This window comes from Pseudomonas sp. NFPP25 (assembly GCF_900116505.1).
GTDB classification, from domain to species: Bacteria; Pseudomonadota; Gammaproteobacteria; order Pseudomonadales; family Pseudomonadaceae; genus Aquipseudomonas; species Aquipseudomonas protegens.
This window is the reverse complement of the sequence record NZ_FPBG01000001.1, coordinates 771,442-794,191: the sequence shown is the minus strand read 5'-3', so window position 1 is coordinate 794,191 and position 22,750 is coordinate 771,442. Positions and strand designations below refer to the sequence as shown.

Here is a 22,750-nt window from a genome sequence, read left to right as displayed (position 1 = left end):
GCCAAGCTTCAGGTCGGTTGTATTTCACGGGAGCGGCCAAGGCGCCAAGGAAAGTCCTCCACCCTGGGCGAAATTCAAAAACAGCATTGAAATATTTTTTTGAATCAAATAGCTGGCAATCTCCGATCGGTCAAGGCTCCCCATCGGCCTTCAACCCTGTGGCAAGCCTGCCGGGGGGCCTGTTAGGCTAACCCGCCCACCGCGTCGCCGCGGTCTCTACAGCCCTTCGCGGAACCGCACCATGTCCTCCACCGCCCAATTCTGGCGCGACCCGAACCTGCCTTACGTCGAAAGCCGCCGGGCCTGTGACAGCCGCGCCAACTACAAGGCCCACAGCCATCCGACGGTGTCCATCGGTGCCGTGGACCGGGGTGTCAGTGTGTTCAGCGGCGGCGCCCAGGGCCCGACCCGGATCCAGGCTGGCAGCGTGGTATTTGTCCCGGCCGATTGCGCCCATGCCTGCAATCCCCTGCCCGACAGCGCCTGGAGTTACCAGATGCTGCACCTGGACCCGCGCTGGGTGGACGCTGTGCGCGAAGAAGCGCAGCAGCATGGGGCGGCGCTTTCCCAGGTCGTGCTGAGCCACGACAGTGGCCTCTACCAGGCTTTTTGCCGGCTCAACCAGTTGTTGTTTTCCAGCGCCAGCTGGCAGCACAAGGAGGCCGCGCTGATCGAGTTCATCGGTGGCTTGGCCACCCGGGAGCAACCGGTGATTGCCCTGGCGGCCGATCCGGCCCGGGCCAGCGCAGGTGTGCGCCGGGTCGTGGATTTCCTCCAGTGTGATCCGCAGCAGGCCGGGCCTCTGGAGCACTTGGCGGAACTGGCGGGAATCAGCCGCTACCAGTTGATCCGCGCCTTTCGCGCGGCCACCGGGATGACGCCCCATGCCTACCAGTTGAACCAGCGGATCATCCAGGCCCGCGCTTCGCTGCAGGCCGGGGAAGCATCGGCAGCCCTGGCCCAGCGCCTGGGCTTTGCCGATCAGGCGCATTTTCAGCGAGTGTTCAAGGCTCATGTCGGCGTAACCCCGGGCCTGTACAAGGCCTGAGGCCGCGCAATTTTCTTCAATACCCCGGCTCTCTCGGCGCCGCAGACTTCCAGGCTTTCACGTCACTGGAAGGCTCTACCCATGATTCAACAGTTCCTGCTGGTCGCCGCCGCGCACTTTCTCGCCCTGCTCTCCCCCGGCCCGGATTTCTTCCTGGTAGCACGCATGTCCATGGCCGCGGGGTGGCGATCGGCCACCGGCGCCTGCCTGGGCATCGCCCTGGCCAATGGTGCCTTTATCGTCCTGGCGTTTGCCGGGGTCTCGGTGTTTCGGGCAGGCAGCCCGCTGTTCCTGGCGATCCAGTTGGCCGGGTGCGGCTACCTGCTTTATATGGGCTGGCTGTTTATCCGCCATGCCGGCGCCAGTTCACTGGCCGCGGTAGACGGCAACGGCGAAGCCCGGCCGCTGGGCCGGGCCACCTGGTGGCGTGGCCTGGGCATGGGCTTTCTCTCTGGCATCCTCAACCCCAAGAACGCTCTGTTCTATGTCAGCCTGGCGTCCCTGGTGGGGGCCCAGACCAGTGCCGGCTGGAAGCTGGTCTATGGCTTGTGGATGTTCAGCGCCGTGCTGTTGTGGGACGTGCTGGTGGCCCTGGCCATTGGCAACCGCCGGGTGCGCGAGCGCTTTGCCCGGGCCCTGCCCTGGCTGGAACGGGGCACCGGGGTGGTGCTGATCCTGCTGGCGCTGCTGGTGATCGGCGCCACTGTGTGGCGTCACTGATCCACGCCCCGGGCAGTGACTTCCAACTGTCATTACAAATAAACAACAAAGCAATAATCTGCCGAAAGCGCCGCTGCCGATATTGTCGCAACGGTGAACGGGCCTGCCGGGCATTGCCCGGTATCTGCCCCGCCGAAACAGTGCAAGGAGGACCTGCCATGCAACAACAACCACGCCTGGGGTGCGGTGTCGCGATTGTCCGGGACGGCCAGCTGCTGCTGGTCAAGCGCCTGCGCGACCCGGAAGCCGGTTGCTGGGGCCTGCCCGGAGGCAAGGTCGACTGGCTGGAACCGGTGGAACAGGCCATGCGCCGGGAAATCCACGAAGAACTGGGGCTGACCCTGCAAGGCGTGAGCCTGTTGTGCGTGGTCGACCAGATCGACCCGCAGCGCCAGGAGCACTGGGTATCACCGGTGTACCTGGCCTCGGCCCCGGCCATGCCGGCGCGCAATTGCGAGCCGCACAAGCACAGCGATGTGGCCTGGTTCGAGCTCGACCGCCTGCCCCAACCCCTGACCCAGGCCACCCGCAGCGCCGTGCGCGCCCTGGTGCAGATGGCCGCCCTGGAAAGCTGAGCAGCCACGCCCCGGCCCTTCCCGACCTGCGACCGATGGCCGCAGGCATTGGTCTAATTAGCCCGCCGCCGCTTTCGTCTGTTTGTTACCATGCGCGGGTTTTTGCCTGTCTGGCTGTTCAAAGGGCGTTATTTCATGAGTGTTCTGCTGACTCGCCGCACCCTGCTCACCAGCGCCGGAGTGCTCGGCCTGGGCCTGCTCGCCGGTTGCGACAACAGTCCCCGACTGTCCTTCAAATACGGCAAGGACCTGAGTAATCAGATTCTTGGCCGCACCTTCAAACTCACCGATTCCCAGGGCGAAACCAAGTCGCTGTCCAGCTACCGCGGCCTGATGCCGATGATTTTCTTCGGCTTCACCCAGTGCCCGGCCGTGTGCCCCACCACCCTGGCCCGCGCGGCCCAGGCCAAGAAGCTGATGGGCCGTGATGGCGACCGCCTGCAAGTGGTGTTCATCACCCTGGACCCGGAGCGCGACACCCCCGAAGTGCTGGACGCCTACGTCAAGTCCTTCGATCCCAGCTTCGAGGCGCTGTACGGCACCCTGGAGCAGACCGCTGCCACCGCCAAGGAATTCGGCGTGTTCTACGAAAAGATCCCCAGCGGCTCGACCTACACCCTGTCCCACACCGCCACCAGTTTCGTCTTCGACTCCCGGGGCACCTTGCGCCTGGGGCTTTCCCAATCCCTTACCGCCCAAGAGTGCGCGGAAGACCTGCTCACCGTCATGGAGGTTTGTTAATGCATTCCCTACAGCGCCCATCCCGTCTCAAAGCTGCCCTGCTGCTGGTTTCCCTGCTGGGCCTGGGCGGCACCGCCAGCGCCGCGACCCAAGTGGACAACGCCTGGGTCCGCGCCACCGTAGCCGGCCAGCACGCCAGCGGCGCCTTCATGGACCTCACCGCCAGCAGCGACAGCAAGCTGGTTGAGGTGCAATCGCCAGTGGCCAAGAACGTGCAGATCCACCAGTCGAGCATGCACAACGACGTGATGAGCATGCAGCAAGTGGACGCCGTGGCCCTGCCGGCCGGACAGAAAGTCAGCCTGGACACCCACGGCTACCACGTGATGCTCATGGAGCTTACCGGCCAGATCAAGGCCGGCGACAAGGTGCCCCTGACCCTGACCGTGGAAAACGCCAAGGGCGAGAAGGAGACCATCAAGGTCGAAGCCCAAGCCCGAGCGCTGAATGCGCCGGACCACAGCATGATGAAGCACTGACAGCACCGTGAAGAAAAACCGGCCCTTGGGCCGGTTTTTTTTCATCCCCAGTCAATCGCCCGCGCCAGCCAAACGGTGAACCCGCAGCAGTCCGGGTCTTCGCTGATGTGCTGCACCACCTCGAAACCATGGGTGTCGAGCAAGGTGCAGTATTCCCCCGGGGAGAGGCTGGCGTGGTACAGGGCTTCGCCCTCGAATTCGCCGATGGCCTCCCCTGCCTCGGGGCCGCTGGTGAACATCAGGGCGCAGCCCGGGCCGGCGTGGCATTCGAAAACGGCGAACATGGCGCGCTGATCGTCCGGGCTCAGGTGGAACAGGCTGTTCCAGGCGAGGATGCCGGCAAAATCCTGGTCCAGGGCGAGGCTGCGCATGTCAGCGTGGATCCATTGCTGCCCGGCAAAGCGCTGGCGGCAATGGTCCAGCAAGGTGGCAGAACTGTCGACGCCGGTGACTGCACATTGGTGTTCGATCAGGTTGCGCGCAATCGGCTCGCCACCTCCGCACCCCAGGTCCAGCACCTGGCCGCCCTGCCCCATGACCCGGCGAAAGCGCTCCAGCCATGCCTGCTCTCCCTCGAAGGCCTCGGGGTTGGCCCTGCGACGCTGGTCCCAGGCCCGAGCATGACGCTGGTACAGATCGACGATATGACGGGCGGACTCGTGCATCCACAGGTTTCCGTGTGCGTGTGTGGCCGCAAATTACAGCACAACGGCGCTTGGGCCGGGCATCAAGCCGTTCAACTGCGCCCTGCCAGCTCCAGCAACTGCCCGCGCAGCCAGCGGTTGGCCGACTCGTTCTGCACTTGCTTGCTCCAGTACAGGTTGAGGCAGACCTCGGGCAGGGTCAGGGGCATGTCGAGAATCCGGTTGCCCAGCCCGGCGTTGATCAACTGCGCATTGTTGCGGGTCAGGGTCAGCAGGCCATCGCCCTGGGCCACCAGTTGCGCGGCGGTGAGAAAGTGCTGGCAGTGCTGGCGGATGCGCCGTACCACCCCCAGGTGCCCCAGGGCCAGGTCTTCGACGCAGATGCCTCGGCGCCTGGAGGTCACCGCCACATGCTCGGCCGCCAGGTAGCGTTCCACCGTCAGTTCGCCGCTGAAGCCGGGGCCGGCCATCACGCAGAAGGAATCCTGCAGCAGCAGTTGCTGTTGCAGTTGCGGGTCGGTGAGCCGCGACAGTTCGATGGCCAGGTCAATACGCCCGGCAATCATCTCCAGCTTCAGGTCGGCCCAGTGCACGCTGGTGCTGCGCACTTCCAGGTGCGGGGCAACACGGTTCAGGTGCGCCAGGATCAAGGGCAGGATCACCGGCTCCAGTTGCTCCGGCATGTTCAGGGTGAAACGCCGGCGGTCCCGCAACGGGTCGAAGGCCTGGGCCGGGTTGAGGCTGCGGCGCAGACCGCTGAGGGCGTCCTGGATCCCCGGGGCCAGTTGCTTGGCCAGCGGCGTAGGGGCCACGCCATAGCCCTCGCGGACGAACAGCGGATCGTCCAGCTGGGCGCGCAGGCGCGCCAGGGCGTGGCTGATGGCCGACTGGCTGAGGTGCAGCACCGAGGCGGCGCGGGTCAGGTTGCGCTCCTGGTACACCACCTCGAAGACCCGGAACAGGTTCAGGTCCAGGCGGCTCAGCCCTGACCATTCATGCGGTGAGTTCATGGTTGTGCCCTCGCAGTCTCGACCCGCAGCAGGCTAGCAGCGGGCCGGCGCCGGCAGAACCATGTAGCGCATTCATGAATCTCGATGAATAACCGTCGGTTCTGTGGTGCCCCGGGCGCTGCCTAAGATGGCCGTGCCGATAACAACAATTCAGGAGGCACCATGGACCTTGCGGCCTATCAGCAGCACCTTCACGCCCTGCAGCAGGCCGCCTGGCCCGAAGGCGCGCCGCGTACCCCGCAGTACCCCCTGGGCCAGCAGCCCCTTACCGAATACCTGCGGGCCTGGGCGCAGTCGCAAGCCAGTGCCGTGGCCCTGGACTTCTATGGCTATCAGTTGAGCTTTGCCGAGCTGGACCGGCTGTCCGACCGGTGCGCCGCCTTGCTCGGCGAGCTGGGAATCGGCCCCGGTGACCGGGTGGCGGTGTACCTGCCCAACTGCCCGCAATTGCATATCGGCTTCTGGGGCATTCTCAAGTGCGGCGCCGTGTACGCGCCGGTCAGCCCCCTGGCGCGCACCCTGGAGCTGGAGTATCAGCTCAAGGACAGCGGCGCCCGGGTGATCCTGTGCTTCGACCAACTGCTGGATGTGGTGCAGGCGGTCAGCGACGCCTGCGAGTTGAGCGCGATCCTGGCCACCAGCCTCAGCGAGTTGTGCCCGGCCACCCCAAGCATTCCCCTGCCGGACCTGCTGCGGGCGCCCAAGCGCCTGGCCCCGGGGGTGATCGACTTTTTCCCCGCCCTGGAGGCCTGTCGCGCCGCCACCCCGGCCCACCGTCCTGCCCTGGGCGATATGGCCGCACTGAACTACACCGGTGGCACCACCGGCATGCCCAAGGGCTGCATTCATAGCCACGGCGACATGCTCTACACCTGCGCCAGCTTCGTGCCGGTGGCCTTGGGCCTGAGGCAGGACAGCGTGCTGCTCAATTTCCTTCCCGAGTTCTGGATCGCCGGGGAAAACGCCGGCCTGCTGTTTCCCATCTACGCCGGCTGCCGCCTGGTGCTGCTGGCGCGCTGGGACGCCCTGGGTTTCATGGCGGCGGTGGCGCACTACTGGGTCAGCCATTGCGGGCTGCTGGTGGACAGCGCCGCCGAAGTGCTGGAGCACCCAAGCGTCGCCGACTACGACCTGAGCTCCCTGAAGGCCACCGGCTGCATCTCCTTCGTCAAGAAGCTCACCCCGGACTATCGCCAGCGCTGGCGCGCGCAAACCGGCTGCACCCTGTTCGAGTTCAGCTTCGGCATGACCGAAACCCACACCTGCGACACCTTTACCGCCGGCCTGCAGACCGACGACTTCGACCTCAAAAGCGCGCCAACCTTCGTTGGCCTGCCGGTGCCGGGCACCGAGTTCAAGGTCTGCGACTTCGACAGCGGCGCCCTGCTGCCCCTGGGCTCCGAGGGCGAGTTGTGCGTGCGCAGCCCTTCCCTGCTGCAGGGTTACTGGCAGCGCCCGGAGGCGTCCGCGGCGGCCCTGCGCGACGGCTGGCTGCACACCGGTGACCTGGGGCAGATCACCGGACAAGGGTTTATCCGCTACCTGGGCCGGCGCAAGGAAATGCTCAAGGTCAATGGCATGAGCGTGTTTCCCAGCGAGCTGGAGGCGCTGTTCGGCCAGCACCCGCAGGTGCTGGCCAGCGCAGTGATCGGCCGCGCCGATGAACGTCGGGGCCAGCAGCCGGTGGCCTTCGTTGTGCTCAAGCCCGATGCGCCCCAAGACCCGCATGCCCTGGCAGCCTGGTGCCAGGAGGTGATGGCCGCCTACAAGGTGCCGCAGATCCGCCTGGTGGCCAGCCTGCCCATGACCGCCACCGGCAAGGTCAAGAAGAACGAGCTGGAACAACAGCTCTGAGCCCTTCCTTTTCAGCATTGCGAGAATTGCCATGTTCCAGAGTCTGTTGATCGCCAATCGCGGCGAGATCGCCATCCGTATTGCCCGGGCCTGCGCCGACCTGGGCGTTCGCAGCGTCGCGGTATTCGCCGAGGACGACGCCGCCAGCCTGCACACGCGCAAGGCCGATCTGGCCCTGCCCCTCAAGGGCCGCGGGGTGGCGGCCTACCTCGACCGCCAGCAACTGATCGCCCTGGCCCTGCAACAGGGCTGCCAGGCGATTCACCCGGGCTACGGCTTTCTCGCGGAAAACCCCGACTTTGCCCGGGGCTGCCTGGAAGCCGGGCTGACCCTGATCGGCCCCGGCCCCGAGGTGCTGCAACTGTTTGGCGACAAGGCCGCGGCCCGTGCCCTGGCCGAAGATTGTGGGGTGCCCTTGCTGGAGGGCATCAACCGAGCAGTCAGCCTGGAACAGGCCGCAGCCTTTCTCGAACGCCATGGCGCGGTGATGCTCAAGGCCCTGGCCGGTGGCGGTGGCCGGGGCATGCGCGCGGTCACCGAGGCCGGGCAACTGCAGCAGGCATTCATCCGTTGCCAGTCCGAAGCCCAGGCGGCCTTCGGCAATGGCGCGCTGTATGTCGAACAACTGCTGCAGCGGGCGCGGCACATCGAGATCCAGGTGCTGGGAGACGGCAGCGGCGCGGTCAGCCACTTGTGGGAGCGCGATTGCAGCCTGCAGCGCCGACACCAGAAGCTGGTGGAAATCGCCCCCAGCCCGGACCTTGCCCCGCAGTTGCGCCAGCAGTTGATCGACGCCGCCCTGGCCCTGGCCGCGCGAGTGCGTTACCAGGGCATTGGTACCTTCGAATTCCTTCTCGACCAGGAACACCCGGGGCGCTTCTATTTCATGGAGGCCAACCCAAGGATCCAGGTGGAGCACACGGTGACCGAGGCCATCACCGGCGTCGACCTGCTGCACACCCAACTGCGCCTTGGCGCGGGCGCCTCCCTGGCCAGCCTGGGCCTGAGCCGGCCACCAGAGCCCCAAGGCTTTGCCGTGCAGGCGCGGATCAACCTGGAACAGCCCCTGGCCGATGGCGGCATGGGGCCGGTGGCCGGCACCCTCAGTGCCTATGAAGCCCCCAGCGGGCCCGGGCTGCGGGTTGACGGCTACGGCTATGCCGGTTACCCGGTGAACCCCGGCTATGACTCGCTGCTGGCCAAGCTGATCGCCCAGGGTACGGATTTTCCCGCGGCCCTGGGCCGGGCCTATCGTGGGCTTTGCGAGTTTCGCCTGGAGGGCGTGCCGAGCAACCTGGGGCTGTTGTTGAACCTGTTGCGCCAGCCGGCGGTGCTGGACTATCAGGTGGACACCAGGTTCGTCGAAGCCCATTGGGCCCAGTTGCTGCAAGATTGCGCCGGGCAACACCGGCCGATGTTCTTTGCCCGGCAGGCCGCCACTGCGCAGAGCACTCGCAGCGATGTCCAGGCGCCCCCGGGCACGGCGGCGCTGAACGCCCCGAGCACCGGGGTGCTGGTGAGCCTGGAAGTGGCCGTGGGTGATGAGTTGCGGATTGGCCAGCGGGTTGCGGTGCTGGAAGCGATGAAGATGGAGTTCGAGGTCAAGGCGCAGAGCAGCGGTATCGTCCGGGCCTTGGCCGTCCAGGTTGGCGAGGCACTGGGCGAAGGCCAGCCCCTGCTGTTTCTGGAGCCGGCGGAGTTTGCCGACCAGGGCCAGCGCAGCGAAGAGCAACTGGACCTGGCACTGATTCGCGCCGACCTGGCCGAAGTCCGCGAACGCCATGCCTTGCTGGAGGATGCCCAGCGTCCGGAGGCGGTGGCCAAGCGTCGCCGCAACGGCCAGCGCACCGCCCGGGAGAACCTCGAGCACCTGCTGGACCCGGGCAGTTTCATGGAGTACGGCGCCATGGCCCTGGCCGCCCAAAGGCGTCGGCGCAGCGTCGAGGAGTTGCAGGCCCTGAGCCCGGCGGATGGGCTGGTGGGAGGCATAGGTACGGTGAATGCCGGGCTGTTCGACGGCCAGGACGCCCGTTGCCTGGCCCTGGCCTACGACTACACGGTGTTCGCCGGCACCCAGGGGGTGATGAACCACAAGAAGACCGACCGCCTGCTGAGCCTGGCCCAGGAATGGCGGCTGCCGGTGGTGCTGTTTGCCGAAGGCGGCGGTGGCCGGCCCGGCGACAGCGACTTTGTCGGGGTCGCCGGCCTGGATTGCCATACCTTCGCCGCCATGGCTCGGCTGTCCGGCTGGGTGCCCACGGTGGGCATCGCCTCGGGGCGCTGCTTCGCCGGCAATGCCGCCCTGCTCGGCTGCTGCAACCTGATCATCGCCACCCGGAACGCCAGCATCGGCATGGCCGGCCCGGCGATGATCGAAGGCGGCGGCCTGGGCAGCTTCACCCCGGAACAGGTGGGCCCGGTGTCGGTACAAGGCCCCAACGGAGTGATCGACGTGCTGGTGGCCGACGAAGCCGAGGCCGTGCAGGTGGCCAAGCAGTACCTGAGCTATTTCCAGGGGCCGCTCAAGGACTGGCACTGCGCCGACCAGCGTGAGCTGCGGCATTTGATTCCGGAAAACCGCCTGCGGGTCTACGACATCCGCCGGGTCATCGAGACCCTGGCCGACCGCGACAGCGTGCTGGAGTTGCGCCGGCAATTCGCCCCGGGGCTGATTACCGCGCTGATCCGCGTCGAAGGCCGGGCCTTTGGCCTGCTGGCCAACAATCCGGCGGTGCTGGGCGGCGCCATCGACGCCGCGGCCGGGGACAAGGCCGCACGTTTCATGCGCCTGTGCGAAGCCTTCGGCCTGCCGCTGGTGTCCCTGTGCGACACCCCGGGGTTCATGGTAGGGCCGGAATCGGAGCAGCAGGCCACGGTGCGCCATGTGTCACGGATGTTTGTCAGTGCCGCCAGCCTCACGGTGCCGTTCTTCACCCTGGTGCTGCGCAAGGGCTATGGCCTGGGCGCGCAGGCCATGGGGGCGGGCAGTTTTCACAGCCCGTTGTTCACCGTCGCCTGGCCCAGCGCCGAGTTCGGCGCCATGGGCCTGGAAGGTGCGGTGCGCCTGGGCTTCTCCAAGGAACTGGCGGCCCAGCCCGACCCGCAGTCGCAACAGGCGCTGTTCGACAAACTGGTGGCCAAGGCCTACGCCCGGGGCAAGGCGCTGAACATGGCCAGCTACCTGGAGATCGACGCGGTGATCGACCCCCTGGAAAGCCGAGCGTGGCTGCTGCGTGGCCTGCAGGCCGCACCGCGCCCGGTGCCCTGGGCCGAGCGCGCCCAGGGTTTTGTCGATACCTGGTAGCCCTGCCCCTCCATCGTAGGAGCGGGCCGCAGCTCAGGCGTTGGCATCCCAGGCGACAGGGGCTTGTTCGAGGAACTGGCGCAGTTCGGCCAGCAGGGTGCTGCTGGCGTGGCTGCTGGGCCGGCTGGCGACAAACCTCAGGGCCGGCATGATTTCCTGCACGCCGTCGTAGTGCCATTGCCCCGGGGTGCGTTCGGCTTCCTGCAGGGCCCGGGCGAAGATCGCCAGGTCGCGCCGGGGCCGGGCAATGCCGCTGATGCGCTCGACCCAGCTCTCGTAGCGCTGGCGAATCTCCACCCGCCCCTGACGGACCATGGCCAGCACCCCGCAACGGCTGCGGTTGTGCACCGCCACCGGCGACAGGCCGCAATACTCGCCCAAACCGTCCCAGCCCTGCTCGGGCAGGACAAACACCGCCAGATCAATGGCCGGGTACTCCTCGATCACCGTGCCCGGATCGGCCAGCAGCGCCTCGCTGCGTTGCAGCGCGAGCATGGCCGGAGCATACAGGGGCGCATAGCGCCGGGTGTTGTCGAGTACATCGGCCATCTGCGGCAGCAGCGCGGCGAAGCGTGTCAGCAATTGCCGGTCGTTGCTGGCCTGTGGGTCGACGCGCACCCGGGCCGCCAGGGCATGCAGGGCAAAGGCGCAGTGCAGGGCCTGGGCCGAAGTGCCCCGGGAGAAATCACCGAGGCGGGCAATGTCGATCAGCAACTGGCGGTGCCCCAGGGCATGCTCCGGCGCCAGGAAGGCATACACCGAGGCCAGCCCGTCGAGGTCGAAATGATCGCTGGTGATCACCTGCGCCCGGTCCACCGTCAACCCCTGCTGGAGAAAGCCCAGGGCACTGGTGGTGGAGAGATTGGCCTTGTGCTCGACAGGCGTCTTGTTCGCCGGCCAATGGGACAGGGTCAACAGGGTCGCCGGGGTATCGATGGAATCCAGGGAGATGTTCTCGCGGTGTGTGCTCTGGCCAAGGGGCAGGAAGCCATAGCGGCTTTGCCGGCCCAGGCGCAGGGCTGGCAAATCCAGCTCCAGGGGCGGGGCCGGCGTTGCCACCGGCCATGGGAGCGCCGCCGGCGCAGGCGCGGTTGCACGGCTCAATTCGCCCTGCCCGCCCAGGCGATAGCCGAGCTGGCAGATATTCTCCCGGCGCAGGTCCCAGGGGTTGCCGTTGCGCACCGCGCAGCCGGGCCCGCCGACAACGCTGAGCAAGTCAGTGAAGCGGTTGTCGGCAATGCCGATCACCCTTCCTCCCAACTGCCTGAGCTGCAGGTGGTGCAAGTGCGGGGCCAGCCCCGGATCGAGGATCAAGGCCGGTTGCGGCGCATCAGTGGCAAGGCTGTTCATCGTGGTTTCCTTACAGGTCAATGACGCCAGGCGCACGCCCGACAGGGTTCAGGCTTGGGCCAGGTGCGGTGAACCGTTGCGCCGTACCTGGCGCACCGAGACAAACAGCAGCGCCGACAGCCCGGCGTACAGGCCGAACAGCCAGGCCGCAGCCTGGGCCGCGCCAGCAGTCCCGCCCGTGGAGGTCAGGCCTGCCAGGTTGACGATCATTCCCGCCAGCGCCGCCCCCAGGGCAGTGGCCACCAGTTGCACCGTGGTAATCGAGGCGCCGGCCAGTTCCTTCTGATCCTGCGGGGCCTGTTCCAGAACCCGGGACAGCAGGTGCGGCCAGGCCAGGCCGATACCGACGCCCACCAGCAGCATGGCCAGGCACACCGCCCCCAGGCTCAGGGCCGGGGTGGCGGTGGCAGGCATGAACAGGCAGGCCAGGAGCAGCCCGGCCACCACCAGGAACGGTCCGATGGCAATCGCCCGGGCCGCGCCCCGCGGGCCAAGGCCTGAGCTGAAGATCGCCCCCAGGGTCCAGCCGGCGGCCATCAGCGCGGCGATATAACCTGCCAGCAACGGCGTCTGCTGATGCAGCACCTGCAGAAACAACGGTACGAAGACCTCGCTGGTCATGCCCACCACCAGCAGGGCCATGGAAATGTACAGCGCCAGCAAGGCACTCCCGGCCTTCAGGCTATTGCGCGGCAACAAGCGCGCGCCGTCGCGGTTCTCCAGAGCGAATACCGGCACCAGCAGAACCAGCCCGGCTCCCAGCCCCAGGGCGTTGTACAGCGGCGATGGGGTGATGCTGCCGATGGAAATGGCCAGTACCACGGCGGTCAGCAACAGCAGTTGCAGGGCGGGAATCGGGCTACGGGGCGCGCTTTCCCGACTCTTGCCCGGCAACAGTGCAACGGCCAGCAGCATGAACAGCAAGGTGCAGGGCAGCAGCACCCAGAACGCCGCGCGCCAGGCCCCATGTTCGGCGAAAATTCCGCCGACCGCCGGGCCGATCAGGGTCGCTGCGCCCCACATGGCGGAAATCAACGCCATCGCCCGGGGCCACAGCGGCTCGTCGAACACCAGGCGGATCATGGCGTAGGGCAACGCGAACAGCAGGCCGCCCCCCAGCCCCTGGACGCTGCGCCCGAGGATCAGCCCGCCCATGTCCGCCGCCAGGGCGCACAGGCTGCAACCGAGCATGAACACCAGGCCCGCCAGGCCGTACGCGGCTTTGGGCCCCAGGAGCGCCAGGGCCCGGGTGGAGAGCACCGAGCCGATGATCGAGGCCACCACGAACAAGGTGGTGTTCCAGGCGTAGTAGTCCAGGCCGCCAATGTCCTTGACCACCGAAGGCAACAGGGTGGTTACCAGGTAGACGTTGATTGCATGCAGGGCCACGCCACCAGCCAGGGCCGCAGAACGCAGCCCGTTCTTGCCCAGTAACAGTGCCGACCATCCGCTTGTCGATGCCATGCCGTTCTCCATGTGTGTTGTTCGCTGTTGGGCGAATGTAATACACAAGCAAATACTTTGATAATTGTTTTTTCCAGCCGTTCCGGCAATTCCCCCCAGCAGCAGGCAATGGATCGACAAGCTGCGAGCCCCTGCGCCCGAGCCTGTTATGCTTGCGTGGTTGCCGGCGTCATGGACGCTCCTGATACCCCACCTGTGCATTGGTTAATGGCCCAGATGTCTTTGATTTCCCCCTCCACCGATAAGAAAAGCCCCGGGGCTACCGCCGAGCGGATCCTGTTTCTGCTGAAAACCCGCGGCCCGTTGAAAACCGCCGATCTGGCGCCGCTGCTCAAGGTGTCCCAGGAAGCCGCGCGCCAGCAATTGCAGAAGCTGGTGGACAGCGAACTGATCGTCGGCCAACTGATGCCGGCCCAGGGCGCCGGGCGGCCCTCACAGAAATGGGTGCTCACCGAGCTGGCCCAGGCGCGCTTTCCCGACACCCACGCCAACCTGACCCTGCAGTTGATCGATTCGATCCGCGCGGTGTATGGCGCCGACGGCGTGGAGCGCATCGTCAGCGATATGGAGCGGGCCAACAGCGCCGAGTACCTCAGCGTCTGCGCGCCGTTGCCGACCCTGGAGCAGCGGGTCCGGGCCCTGGCGCAGATCCGTGAAGTGGCCGGCTACATGGCCAGTGTCGAAGCCGACGGCGATGCCTGGCTGCTGATCGAGAGCCATTGCCCGATCTGCGTCGCGGCCCAGCAGTGCCAGGGCTTCTGCCGTTCCGAGTTGCAAGTGTTCCAGGCCGCCATCGGCGAGTTGGGCCAGGTACAGCGCGTGGAACACCTGATTACCGGCGATCGACGCTGCGTCTATCGCATCCGTGCCACCCCAGTGAGTTGATGCCCGTGCCCCTGCCAGTCCTGTCCCGCCTGCTCAAACAGGGCGCGCTGATCCTCGGCGTCGCCACCCTGACCCTGCTGGCCTGGCGGGCTTACGACAGCGAGCGCGGCCCGGCGCTGCAGCCCTGGCACCTGAAGGTGCCCCATGAACTGAGCGTGGAGCAGTTGGACCACGCCGACTGGGGCGCCTGGCTGCAGGCCGAGGACCGGGTATTCACCGAGGTCCGGCAGCAGGTCAGCGAGCGCCTGGACCCCGGGCAGGTACCGCCCTTCAACCGCTACCGCCAGGACAGCCGGGCCTACCCGCCACGCTTTGCCACGAACTGGAACCGTTCCTACCTGTTGCGCCCGGCGGGTACGCCCCGGGGCGTGGTGGTGCTGCTGCACGGCCTGACCGATTCGCCCTACAGCCTGCGGCATGTCGCCCAGCGCTACGTCGAGCACGGCTACCTGGCCATCGGCTTGCGCCTGCCCGGCCATGGCACGGTGCCGGCGGGGCTGACCGATGCCCAGTGGCAGGACTGGCTGGCCGCCACCCGCCTGGCCCTGCGTACCGCCCGGGCCGAAGTGCCGGCGCCGGCTCCGCTGCACCTGGTGGGCTACTCCAACGGCGCCGCACTGGCAGTCAAGTACACCCTGGATGCCTTGAGCGACCCGCAGTTGCCCCAGGCCCAGCGCCTGGTACTGATTTCCCCGATGATCGGCGTCGCCTCGTCCGCCCGTTTTGCCGGGCTGGCCGCCTTGCCTGCGGTGTTCCCGGCCTTCAGCAAGGCGGCGTGGCTCAACCTGCGGCCCGAATACAACCCGTTCAAGTACAACTCGTTTCCAGCCAATGCCGCGCGCCAGTCCTGGCTGCTGACCGACACCCTGCAAAAGCAGCTGCTGGCCCTGGTGGGCGATCCACGGCTGGCCCGATTGCCACCTATCCTCAGCTTCCAGTCGTTGACCGACGCCACCGTCAGCACCCCGGCCCTGGTCAGTGGGCTGTACCGGCAACTGCCGGCCAACGGCAGTGAACTGGTGATCTTCGACCTCAACCGCGAGCGCGATTTCGAAGGGCTGCTGGACCCGGCCAGCGTCACCTCCCTGGCCAGCCTGCTACCGCCCGCGCCACGCAACTACACCACCCGCATCCTCAGCAACGAAGGCACGGGCAGCGCGACACTGGAAGAAGTGAGCACCCCCGCCCTGAGCCCGGACAGCAGCCGGCGGCCCCTTGGCTTGGCCTACCCGCCGGGGGTGTTTTCCCTGTCCCATGTGGCATTGCCCTTCCCCATCGATGACGGCCTGTACGGCGCCCAGCCCAGCCCCGATGAGGATTTTGGCGTGCACCTGGGCACCATTGCCGCCCGTGGCGAACGGGGTGTGCTGGTGGTGCCCATGGATGAGCTGATGCGCCTGAGCGCGAACCCGTTCTACCCCTACCTGATCCAGCGCATCGAGGCGCAGATAGATAAAGCAACAGTTCATTGATTGATCCCGTGAATACCCAAGTGGTAGTTTCGCCGCCCCCTACCCTCCTTGATTTCCGAGGGGGCGCAACTGCCGCCATGGCAGGGAAAGACCATGATCTCCATGCTTCAATCTCCGGCCCTGCGCCTGCCAACGCCCAAGCACCGCACCCTGAAAGCCGCCGCTGCGGCCCTGCTGTTGCTGGGCGCGGCCGCCAGCGCCCAGGCCGACCAGCAACAGGACTTCTGGTACGTACAGACCAGCGTGTACACCAACCACTGGAGCAACGACCCCGACCACAACAACCACCAGGACCTGATCGGCCTGGAGCGCAACTACGCCGACGGTGAACTGTGGGGCGTGAGCACCTTTCGCAACTCCTTCTCCCAGCGTTCCTACTACGCCTATGTCGGCAAGGCCTGGGAAAATGCCGACTGGCCGGTTTATGCCAAGCTCAGTGGCGGCCTGATCCAGGGCTACAAGGGCGACTACAAGGACAAGATCCCGCTGAACCACTTTGGCGTGGCGCCAGTGCTGATCCCGGCCATCGGCACCCATTACGGCCCGGTGGGCGCAGAGCTGGTGGTGCTGGGGGCCGCGGCGGTGATGGTCAACGTCGGCTACCGCCTCTGAGCACCCGGCCCTCGCACAATCGTACAAGACGCCTCTGCACTCCCCTTCCTAGACTCCCCGCTGAATGACCACCGCGCCGCGGTGGCCCGGCGTTGCCATCGTTGCCAGTCCCGGCACACTTGGAAAGGGATCTTCCAATGCACGGTTTTCAACCCTGGAACCCGCAGTTCTATATCAACCCGCTGTACCTGCCGGCTTCCGGCGATGCCCCGCACCAGGTGTTCAACCCGGACACCCGCGAGCCCATCGGGCTCAACCCCAGCTGTACCAAGGACGATGTGCACACCGCGGTGGCGGCGGCCAACGTTGCCCACACCCTGTGGCGCCTGCTGGATACGGATCAGCGTCAGGCGCTGTTGCTGCAACTGGCGGACAGCATGGCCGCCGACAGCGAACTGAACCGGCAGATCATCCGGCAGATGACTCGGGAACTGGCGCTTTGCGTGGCCGAAGCCCGGGCCGAGCTGGATCACTGCGCAGCCGTGTTCCGCTATTACGGGGCACTGGCCGATGGCGATGTCCCGGCCCCGAGCCCGAGCGGTGCAGCGCAGTGCCGGCTACGGTACGAGCCCTACGGCGTCAGCGTGCATATCCTGCCGTTCGCCCTGGGCATTGCCCTGCTGGGGCGCACGTTGGCCGCAGCCCTGGCGGCCGGTAACAGTTGCCTGGTCAAGCCGGCGCAGAACGCCAGCCTGTCCACCCTGGCCTTCATGCAGCACTTCGCTGGCCTGCCGGCGGGGCTGGTCTCGTGCATTCCCGGGGACGCCGCCACCGCACAATGGCTGCTGCAGTCCAGCGGCACCCATGCCGTGGCCTTCACCGGCAGTGTCGGCGCTGCCAGCGCGGTGGCGGTGACCTGCGCCGAACTGCTCAAGCCCTGTGCGATCGAGAGCACCGGCCGCGGCGCGATGATCGTTGCCCAGGACGCCGACGTCGCGCTCGCCGCCGCCTACGGAGCTCGCGCCGCCTTCAGCCGCGGTGGCCAGAGTTGCCTGTCGATCCAGCATTTTTTCGTCGAGGCGCAGGTCCATGACCTGTTCGTCCGGCACTTCATCGAGCACACCCGCCACCCGGGCCACGACTCCAGCAGCGCGGTGCGGCCGCTGATCAGCCAGGCCGCACGGCACAAAGTCCGGCGGCTGGTGCGTGACGCCCTGGCCAAGGGCGCCGCACTGCTGGCCGGAGAACAGGCACTCGAAAACCCGCTGCCCGGCAGCCTGCAACCGCCGGTGATCCTCACCGAGATCGACGACGACATGGTCATCACCCAGGAAGAGTGCCTGGGCCCGGTGGCGGTCATCCGACGGGTGAGTGACCTTGGCGCAGCCGCGCAACTGGCCAACGATTGCCCGGCAAGCTTTGAGGTGACCCTGTTCAGCAAAGATCCGGCGCACGCGGTGCAGTTGGCCCAACGCTTGCTGAGCGCCCGGGTGCGGATCAACCCGCCGCCCGTGCCGAACCACCCCGACAGCGAGCACCATTGGACCCTGTCGCAATTGGCCGGCGACCTGTCTCCCAGGGCCCTGGATGCTTTCCGGCGGCCCAAGCGCCTATTGCTCGGTGCTGCAGCGGCCCCGGCCATGCAGCAGGCGCCGGTGCAAGCCTTTGCCGCAGGGCTGCCCGAGTGATGAGCCAGAGGTTGGAAGAGCACGCGGCGACGGTGCTCCTAGGCTTATTGTTGGTCTTCGCAGCCCAGGCCCTCGCGCTGGCTTTTTTCATCCGCCAGGCTCTTGCCGGTGCGGGCCATCACCCGCCGCTGCAAGGCTCGCAGCTCGGCGCCATCAAGGCGCTTGCAGCTGTTGATTTCCCAGGTATCGCCCGTGTTCAGGCTGACCGAGAACAGGCCCCAGTACTCGGTGGCCCCGGCCTTGGGATCGTTGTAGCCGAGGCTGAAGTCGTAGTACCCGGGATGGGGCGGCTTGCCGTTTTCGTCCTGCAGGTCGCCGTCGATGAACACCCCGGGGCGCTGCAACTGATAGTCCTGGTGCTTGAGGGCCACCCGCAGGACCTGCTCCGCCTGTTCGCGGGTCAGGCCGCTGTCCTTGATCCGCGCCGGCTGCAGGCTATCGGTGGCGCAGGCCACCAGTGTGGTGCAGGCCAGGGACAGGCCAAGCACCCAGGAAGGGCTCTTTAGTTTCAGCACGCCATGCGCCCTCTGACCGCGATGATGATGTCCGCCAGGTAGCGGGCGAAGCCATCCCGGCCGCCGGTCTTGGCGTTGCCGGTGTTGTAGCCGCTGCGTACCAGCGCCTGGGCGAATGCCATGGGGTCACGCTGGCCACGTACTGCCGTGCCAAAGCTCGAAGCAAAGGACTGGGCGGACTTCTGGAAGGAGTCGAACTTGGCCACCTTGATGCTGGCGTTGCCCAGGGGCGCCTCGGCGCCGATCTGCAGGGGGGCCGGTGCGTGCATGGAAAAGTAGTTGTTCAGTTCCCGGGCAATGCGCCCGGTGCCGTACTGGCTTTCCTGGGCGGCCAGGCCCAGCAGGTTTTCCACCGGCAGGTCCAGCTGGTCGGCAATCGGCTGGCACACCGCCTTGTACTTGCTGACAAAGGTCACGGCACTGATGTTGTTGCAGAGTCTGGCGCTCACGTTTGTTCCCTCGGTTGACCGGTCAATTCCATTTACTGCGGTTTTCGCCGCGTGATTATAAAGCAACCCGGGGCCCACGCTGTCGAGTGCGTCACAGCCTCAAGGCAGACGCGTGACCGGCTACCGCGAGAACCTCCGGGCATCACGGGAATTCACCATAAATTTGACGATTTTTTCTTGTTTGCCGCTCTACATTGCGCGCAGTTTTCATTTGCAAATGATTCCTATTGTTCGAGCTGCCCGACGGCTCGATTCTTCCGGCTTGATGCATCCAAAAACCACCGCAGGAGCTACCTTCTCCATGACCCCACGTATCCCCTCACGCTTGAAAGCCGGCCTGCTGGTCGGTGCCTTGCTGACTGCCGGCCATGCCTATGCGGCCGATGCCGACGGCCTGCTGGTGTACAACGCCCAGCACGAAGGCCTGACCAAGGCCTGGGTCGAAGGCTTCACCCGGGACACCGGGATCAAGGTCACCCTGCGTAACGGTGATGACAGCGAAATGGGCAACCAGCTGGTGCAGGAAGGCCAGGCTTCGCCGGCGGACGTGTTCCTCACCGAGAACTCACCGGCCATGGCCCTGGTGGACAACGCCGGGCTGTTCGCCAAAGTGGCTCCGACCACCCTGGAGCAAGTGGCCGCTGCCTATCGTCCAACCCACGGCAACTGGGTGGGCATCGCCGCGCGCTCCACGGTGTTCGTCTACAACCCGGCCAAGCTGCAGCAGGCCGACCTGCCCAAGTCCCTGCTCGACCTGGCGAACCCAGCCTGGAAAGGCCGCTGGGCCGCATCCCCTGCCGGAGCCGACTTCCAGGCCATTGTCAGCGCGGTGCTGGAACTCAAGGGCGAAGCCGCCACCCTGGAATGGCTCAAGGGGATGAAGAGCAATGCCAGCCTCTACCGGGGCAACAGCGCGGTGCTCAAGGCGGTCAACGCCGGTCAGGTGGACAGTGGTGTGATCTATCACTACTACAGCTTCGTCGACCAGGCCAAGACGGGGGAAAACAGCAAGAACACCGCCCTGCACTACTTCAAGCACCAGGATCCAGGGGCGTTTGTCAGCCTTTCCGGCGGTGCGGTTCTGGCTTCCAGCAAGCACCAGGAGCAGGCCCAGGCTTTCCTCAAGTGGATCACCAGCGCCAAGGGCCAGGCAGTGCTCGGCAGCGGCAAGTCGTTCGAATACGCGGTGGGCCTGGGCGCGCAGTCCAATCCCAAGCTGGTGCCCCTGGCCGAGCTGGACGCGCCCAAGGTTGACGCCGCCAGGCTCAACAGCAAGAAAGCCGTGGACCTGATGACCCAGGCCGGCCTCCTGTAAACCCATGGCCGACGACCTCTCACGCTTGCCCGCCGGGGATACGACCCGGGTCGCTGCCGCGACCCACACTGGCTATCGCCGCCACGGGCCGGGACGGCGGGCCGCTCCCTGGCTGTTGGGCGCGGCGCTGCTGGTGTCGCTGTGGGCGCTGCTGCCCCTGGGATTTGTCGTCGGCATCTCGATCCAGACCGGTTGGGCGACCATCGCCGAGCTGGTGCTGCGCCCGCGAGTCGCGCAGCTGCTGGGCAATACCCTGTTGCTGCTGGTGCTGACCCTGCCGCTGTGCGTGCTGCTGGGGATTGCGCTGGCCTGGCTGACCGAACGCAGCGACCTGCCCGGGCGGCGCATCTGGTCGCTGCTGGCCGTGGCGCCCCTGGCCGTGCCGGCGTTCGTCCACAGCTATGCCTGGGTCAGCCTGGCGCCCGCGCTGCACGGCTTGCCAGCGGCGGTGCTGGTGTCGGTGATTGCTTACTTCCCCTTTGTCTACCTGCCGGCGGCGGCCACCCTGCGCCGGCTGGATCCGGCCCTGGAAGACGTGGCCGAGGCCCTGGGGCTCGAACCCTGGGCCCTGTTCCTGCGGGTGGTACTGCCACAGTTGCGCCTGGCCGTGGGCGGCGGCGCATTACTGGTAGGCCTGCATTTGCTGGCCGAGTACGGCCTGTACGCAATGATCCGCTTCGACACCTTTACCACCGCCATCTACGACCAGTTCCAATCCACCTACAACGGCCCGGCGGCGAACATGCTGGCGGGCATCCTGGTGCTGTGCTGCCTGGTGCTGCTGGGGGTGGAGTCCGCCAGCCGTGGCCAGGCGCGCTATGCCCGGGTCGGCTCGGGCAGCCCGCGGCCCCAGCGCATGCAGGCCTTGCGCGGCGTGGCCCGGGCCGCCGGGCTGTTGCTGGCGGCGCTGACCAGTGCTCTGGCCCTGGGCGTGCCCCTGCTGACCCTGGGCAACTGGCTGCTGGCCGGCGGCCTTGAGGTCTGGCAGGTGCCGGAGCTGCTGCCCAGCCTGCGCCAGACCCTGATGCTGGCCAGCCTGGGGGCGCTGTTGACCACCTGTGCGGCGATCCCCGTGGCCTGGCTGTCGATCCGTGCCCCGGGGCGCCTGCTGCGGCTACTGGAAAGCTGCAACTACCTCACCAGTTCCCTGCCCGGCATCGTGGTGGCCCTGGCCCTGGTGACGGTCACGGTGAAATTCGCCAGGCCGATCTACCAGACCAGCTTCACCGTGCTCCTGGCCTACCTGCTGATGTTCCTGCCCCGGGCCCTGGTCAGCCTGCGGGCGGGTATCGCCCAGGCACCGGTGGAGCTGGAAAACATCGCCCGCAGCCTGGGCCGCTCGCCGCTCCAGGCGCTGTGGCGGGTCACCCTGCGCCTGGCGGCACCGGGAGCGGCAGCCGGCGCGGCGCTGGTATTCCTGGCCATCAGCAATGAACTGACCGCGACCCTGCTGCTGGCGCCCAACGGCACCCGCACCCTGGCCACCGGCTTCTGGGCCAGGACCAGCGAGATCGACTACGCCGCCGCGGCACCCTATGCCCTGATCATGATCCTGCTGTCCCTGCCGTTGACCGGCCTCCTCTACCATCAATCCAGACGTACGGCGGGCCGATGAACGCTCTCGAACTCCACGCAGTGCACAAATCCTTCGGCGGCGTGCCGGCGGTGCAGGACATCAGCCTCAGCATGCCCGCCGGCAGCCGCACGGCTATCGTCGGCCCTTCGGGCTCGGGCAAGACCACCTTGCTGCGAATGATCGCCGGCTTCGAGTTTCCCGATCGCGGGCGCATCAGCCTCAATGGCCAGGTGCTGGCGGACGCTCAGGGCGCGGTGCCGGCCCATCAGCGCCTGATCGGCTATGTACCCCAGGATGGCGCGCTGTTTCCGCACCTCAACGTGGCGGCCAATATCGGCTTCGGCCTGACGGGCAAGAACCCGCAGAGGCAGCAGCGCATTGCCGAGCTGCTGGACATGGTGGCTCTGGATAGCAGCCTGGCCGCCCGTTGGCCCCACGAGCTTTCCGGCGGCCAGCAGCAGCGGGTTGCCCTGGCCCGGGCCCTGGCGCAGCGCCCGCGGCTGATGCTCCTGGACGAGCCCTTTTCCGCCCTCGATACCGGCCTGCGGGCCTCGATGCGCAAGGCCGTGGCACGGCTCCTGGCTGAGGCCGGGGTGACCACCATTCTGGTCACCCATGACCAGGCCGAGGCCTTGTCCTTTGCCGACCAGCTGGCGGTGATGCGCCAGGGCCGGCTGGTGCAGGCCGGTGCGCCGCTGGAGCTGTACCAGCACCCGCGGGATGCCCAGACTGCGCTGTTTCTCGGCGAGGCGGTGCTGCTGCCGGCGCAGCTGGACCAGGGGCTGGCCCAATGTGACCTGGGGCAGGTGCCGATCCGCGAGCGCTCGCTCAAGGGCCCGGCGCGGATCATGCTGCGCCCCGAGCAACTGCAGGTGCTGGCGGACGACGGCGATGGCGCCGGCAGTTGCCCGGGAGTGGTCAGGGACTGCGACTTTGCCGGCAACACCTGCACCCTGAGCATCGGCGTGGCCGGTGCCGGGGGCCATGAACAACTGGTGCCGGTCCGCAGTTCCGGCCTGCATGCGCTACCGGTCGGCAGCCGGGTGCGCATCCGCACCCTGGGGCATGCCCATGTGCTGGGGGCGGCCCCCGGTGCTTGAGTGAAGGAT

General features: G+C 66.9%; 20 protein-coding genes. 14 read left to right on the top strand and 6 right to left on the bottom strand.

Annotated elements, in window-relative coordinates; translation table 11 throughout:
* Positions 1-241 precede the first annotated feature (241 nt).
* The 5 genes from BM382_RS03400 (at position 242) to BM382_RS03380 (ending at position 3,563) form a co-directional block, all read left to right on the top strand.
* A complete protein-coding gene (locus BM382_RS03400; protein WP_011061309.1) occupies positions 242-1,048 on the top strand; it encodes an AraC family transcriptional regulator in 807 nt (268 codons plus the stop codon).
* A gap of 84 nt (positions 1,049-1,132) precedes the next feature.
* Positions 1,133-1,768, top strand: coding sequence for a LysE family translocator (locus BM382_RS03395; RefSeq protein ID WP_204840248.1), 636 nt, complete (start codon positions 1,133-1,135; stop codon positions 1,766-1,768).
* A gap of 158 nt (positions 1,769-1,926) precedes the next feature.
* A complete protein-coding gene (locus tag BM382_RS03390) occupies positions 1,927-2,343 on the top strand; it encodes an NUDIX hydrolase (RefSeq protein ID WP_011061311.1) in 417 nt (138 codons plus the stop codon).
* Positions 2,344-2,478: 135 nt separating this feature from the next.
* Entirely contained in the window at positions 2,479-3,084 is a 606-nt protein-coding gene (locus tag BM382_RS03385) for an SCO family protein (protein ID WP_011061312.1), read from the top strand.
* Positions 3,084-3,563, top strand: coding sequence for a copper chaperone PCu(A)C (locus tag BM382_RS03380; protein WP_011061313.1), 480 nt, complete (start codon positions 3,084-3,086; stop codon positions 3,561-3,563). The genes BM382_RS03385 and BM382_RS03380 overlap by 1 nt, the downstream gene beginning before the upstream one ends.
* Positions 3,564-3,604: 41 nt before the next feature.
* Here BM382_RS03380 and BM382_RS03375 read toward each other — a convergent pair whose 3' ends face one another.
* Entirely contained in the window at positions 3,605-4,228 is a 624-nt protein-coding gene (locus BM382_RS03375; protein WP_072441826.1) for a class I SAM-dependent methyltransferase, read from the bottom strand.
* A 71-nt stretch (positions 4,229-4,299) separates the two neighbouring features.
* The gene (locus BM382_RS03370) at positions 4,300-5,217 is read right to left on the bottom strand and encodes a LysR family transcriptional regulator (RefSeq protein ID WP_011061315.1); all 918 of its coding nucleotides are present in this window, start codon (positions 5,215-5,217) and stop codon (positions 4,300-4,302) included.
* 162 nt (positions 5,218-5,379) lie between these two features.
* On the opposite strand from BM382_RS03370, the gene BM382_RS03365 reads away from it, so the two are divergent.
* Together BM382_RS03365 and BM382_RS03360 are read left to right on the top strand one after the other, a co-directional pair.
* On the top strand, positions 5,380-7,071 hold the full coding sequence (locus BM382_RS03365) for an AMP-binding protein (protein WP_072441824.1): 1,692 nt from the start codon (positions 5,380-5,382) through the stop codon (positions 7,069-7,071).
* Positions 7,072-7,102: 31 nt separating this feature from the next.
* Positions 7,103-10,375 (top strand): acetyl-CoA carboxylase family protein, encoded by a 3,273-nt coding sequence (locus BM382_RS03360; protein WP_072441822.1) that lies wholly within the window; start codon positions 7,103-7,105, stop codon positions 10,373-10,375.
* Between the two features lie 33 nt (positions 10,376-10,408).
* On the opposite strand, the gene BM382_RS03355 is transcribed toward BM382_RS03360, so the two are convergent.
* Both BM382_RS03355 and BM382_RS03350 read right to left on the bottom strand, forming a co-directional pair.
* Positions 10,409-11,725 carry a DUF6687 family protein gene (locus BM382_RS03355; RefSeq protein ID WP_072441820.1) on the bottom strand — a complete coding sequence of 439 codons (1,317 nt, stop codon included), beginning with the start codon at positions 11,723-11,725 and terminating at the stop codon, positions 10,409-10,411.
* A 48-nt stretch (positions 11,726-11,773) separates the two neighbouring features.
* Positions 11,774-13,189: an MFS transporter gene (locus tag BM382_RS03350; protein ID WP_011061319.1), complete on the bottom strand. Its 1,416-nt coding sequence runs from the start codon at positions 13,187-13,189 to the stop codon at positions 11,774-11,776.
* 108 nt (positions 13,190-13,297) lie between these two features.
* Here BM382_RS03350 and BM382_RS03345 point away from each other — a divergent pair, with 108 nt between their 5' ends.
* The 4 genes from BM382_RS03345 to BM382_RS03330 all read left to right on the top strand — a co-directional run bounded on the left by BM382_RS03345 (position 13,298) and on the right by BM382_RS03330 (position 17,786).
* Positions 13,298-14,074 carry a helix-turn-helix transcriptional regulator gene (locus tag BM382_RS03345; RefSeq protein WP_072441818.1) on the top strand — a complete coding sequence of 259 codons (777 nt, stop codon included), beginning with the start codon at positions 13,298-13,300 and terminating at the stop codon, positions 14,072-14,074.
* The gene (locus tag BM382_RS03340; RefSeq protein ID WP_239690383.1) at positions 14,074-15,546 is read left to right on the top strand and encodes an alpha/beta hydrolase; all 1,473 of its coding nucleotides are present in this window, start codon (positions 14,074-14,076) and stop codon (positions 15,544-15,546) included. Before BM382_RS03345 ends, BM382_RS03340 begins: the two co-directional genes overlap by 1 nt.
* Before the next feature lie 102 nt (positions 15,547-15,648).
* The gene (locus BM382_RS03335) at positions 15,649-16,158 is read left to right on the top strand and encodes a sn-glycerol-3-phosphate transporter (protein ID WP_227454061.1); all 510 of its coding nucleotides are present in this window, start codon (positions 15,649-15,651) and stop codon (positions 16,156-16,158) included.
* 137 nt (positions 16,159-16,295) lie between these two features.
* Positions 16,296-17,786 (top strand): aldehyde dehydrogenase family protein, encoded by a 1,491-nt coding sequence (locus tag BM382_RS03330; protein ID WP_072441816.1) that lies wholly within the window; start codon positions 16,296-16,298, stop codon positions 17,784-17,786.
* Positions 17,787-17,830: 44 nt separating this feature from the next.
* Here the strand turns inward: BM382_RS03330 and BM382_RS03325 are convergent, their stop codons facing one another.
* Both BM382_RS03325 and BM382_RS03320 read right to left on the bottom strand, forming a co-directional pair.
* Positions 17,831-18,301, bottom strand: coding sequence for a hypothetical protein (locus BM382_RS03325; protein ID WP_011061324.1), 471 nt, complete (start codon positions 18,299-18,301; stop codon positions 17,831-17,833).
* Positions 18,295-18,750 carry a glucosaminidase domain-containing protein gene (locus BM382_RS03320; RefSeq protein ID WP_015635634.1) on the bottom strand — a complete coding sequence of 152 codons (456 nt, stop codon included), beginning with the start codon at positions 18,748-18,750 and terminating at the stop codon, positions 18,295-18,297. The genes BM382_RS03325 and BM382_RS03320 overlap by 7 nt, the downstream gene beginning before the upstream one ends.
* Positions 18,751-19,051: 301 nt before the next feature.
* On the opposite strand from BM382_RS03320, the gene BM382_RS03315 reads away from it, so the two are divergent.
* From BM382_RS03315 to BM382_RS03305, 3 genes are read left to right on the top strand one after another with little or no spacing between them, the layout of a single operon-like run.
* A complete protein-coding gene (locus BM382_RS03315) occupies positions 19,052-20,065 on the top strand; it encodes an iron ABC transporter substrate-binding protein (protein ID WP_015635635.1) in 1,014 nt (337 codons plus the stop codon).
* 4 nt (positions 20,066-20,069) lie between these two features.
* Entirely contained in the window at positions 20,070-21,680 is a 1,611-nt protein-coding gene (locus tag BM382_RS03310) for an ABC transporter permease (RefSeq protein ID WP_072441814.1), read from the top strand.
* Positions 21,677-22,741, top strand: a complete 1,065-nt coding sequence (locus tag BM382_RS03305) for an ABC transporter ATP-binding protein (RefSeq protein ID WP_053158558.1) — start codon at positions 21,677-21,679, stop codon at positions 22,739-22,741. The genes BM382_RS03310 and BM382_RS03305 overlap by 4 nt, the downstream gene beginning before the upstream one ends.
* Positions 22,742-22,750 lie beyond the last annotated feature (9 nt).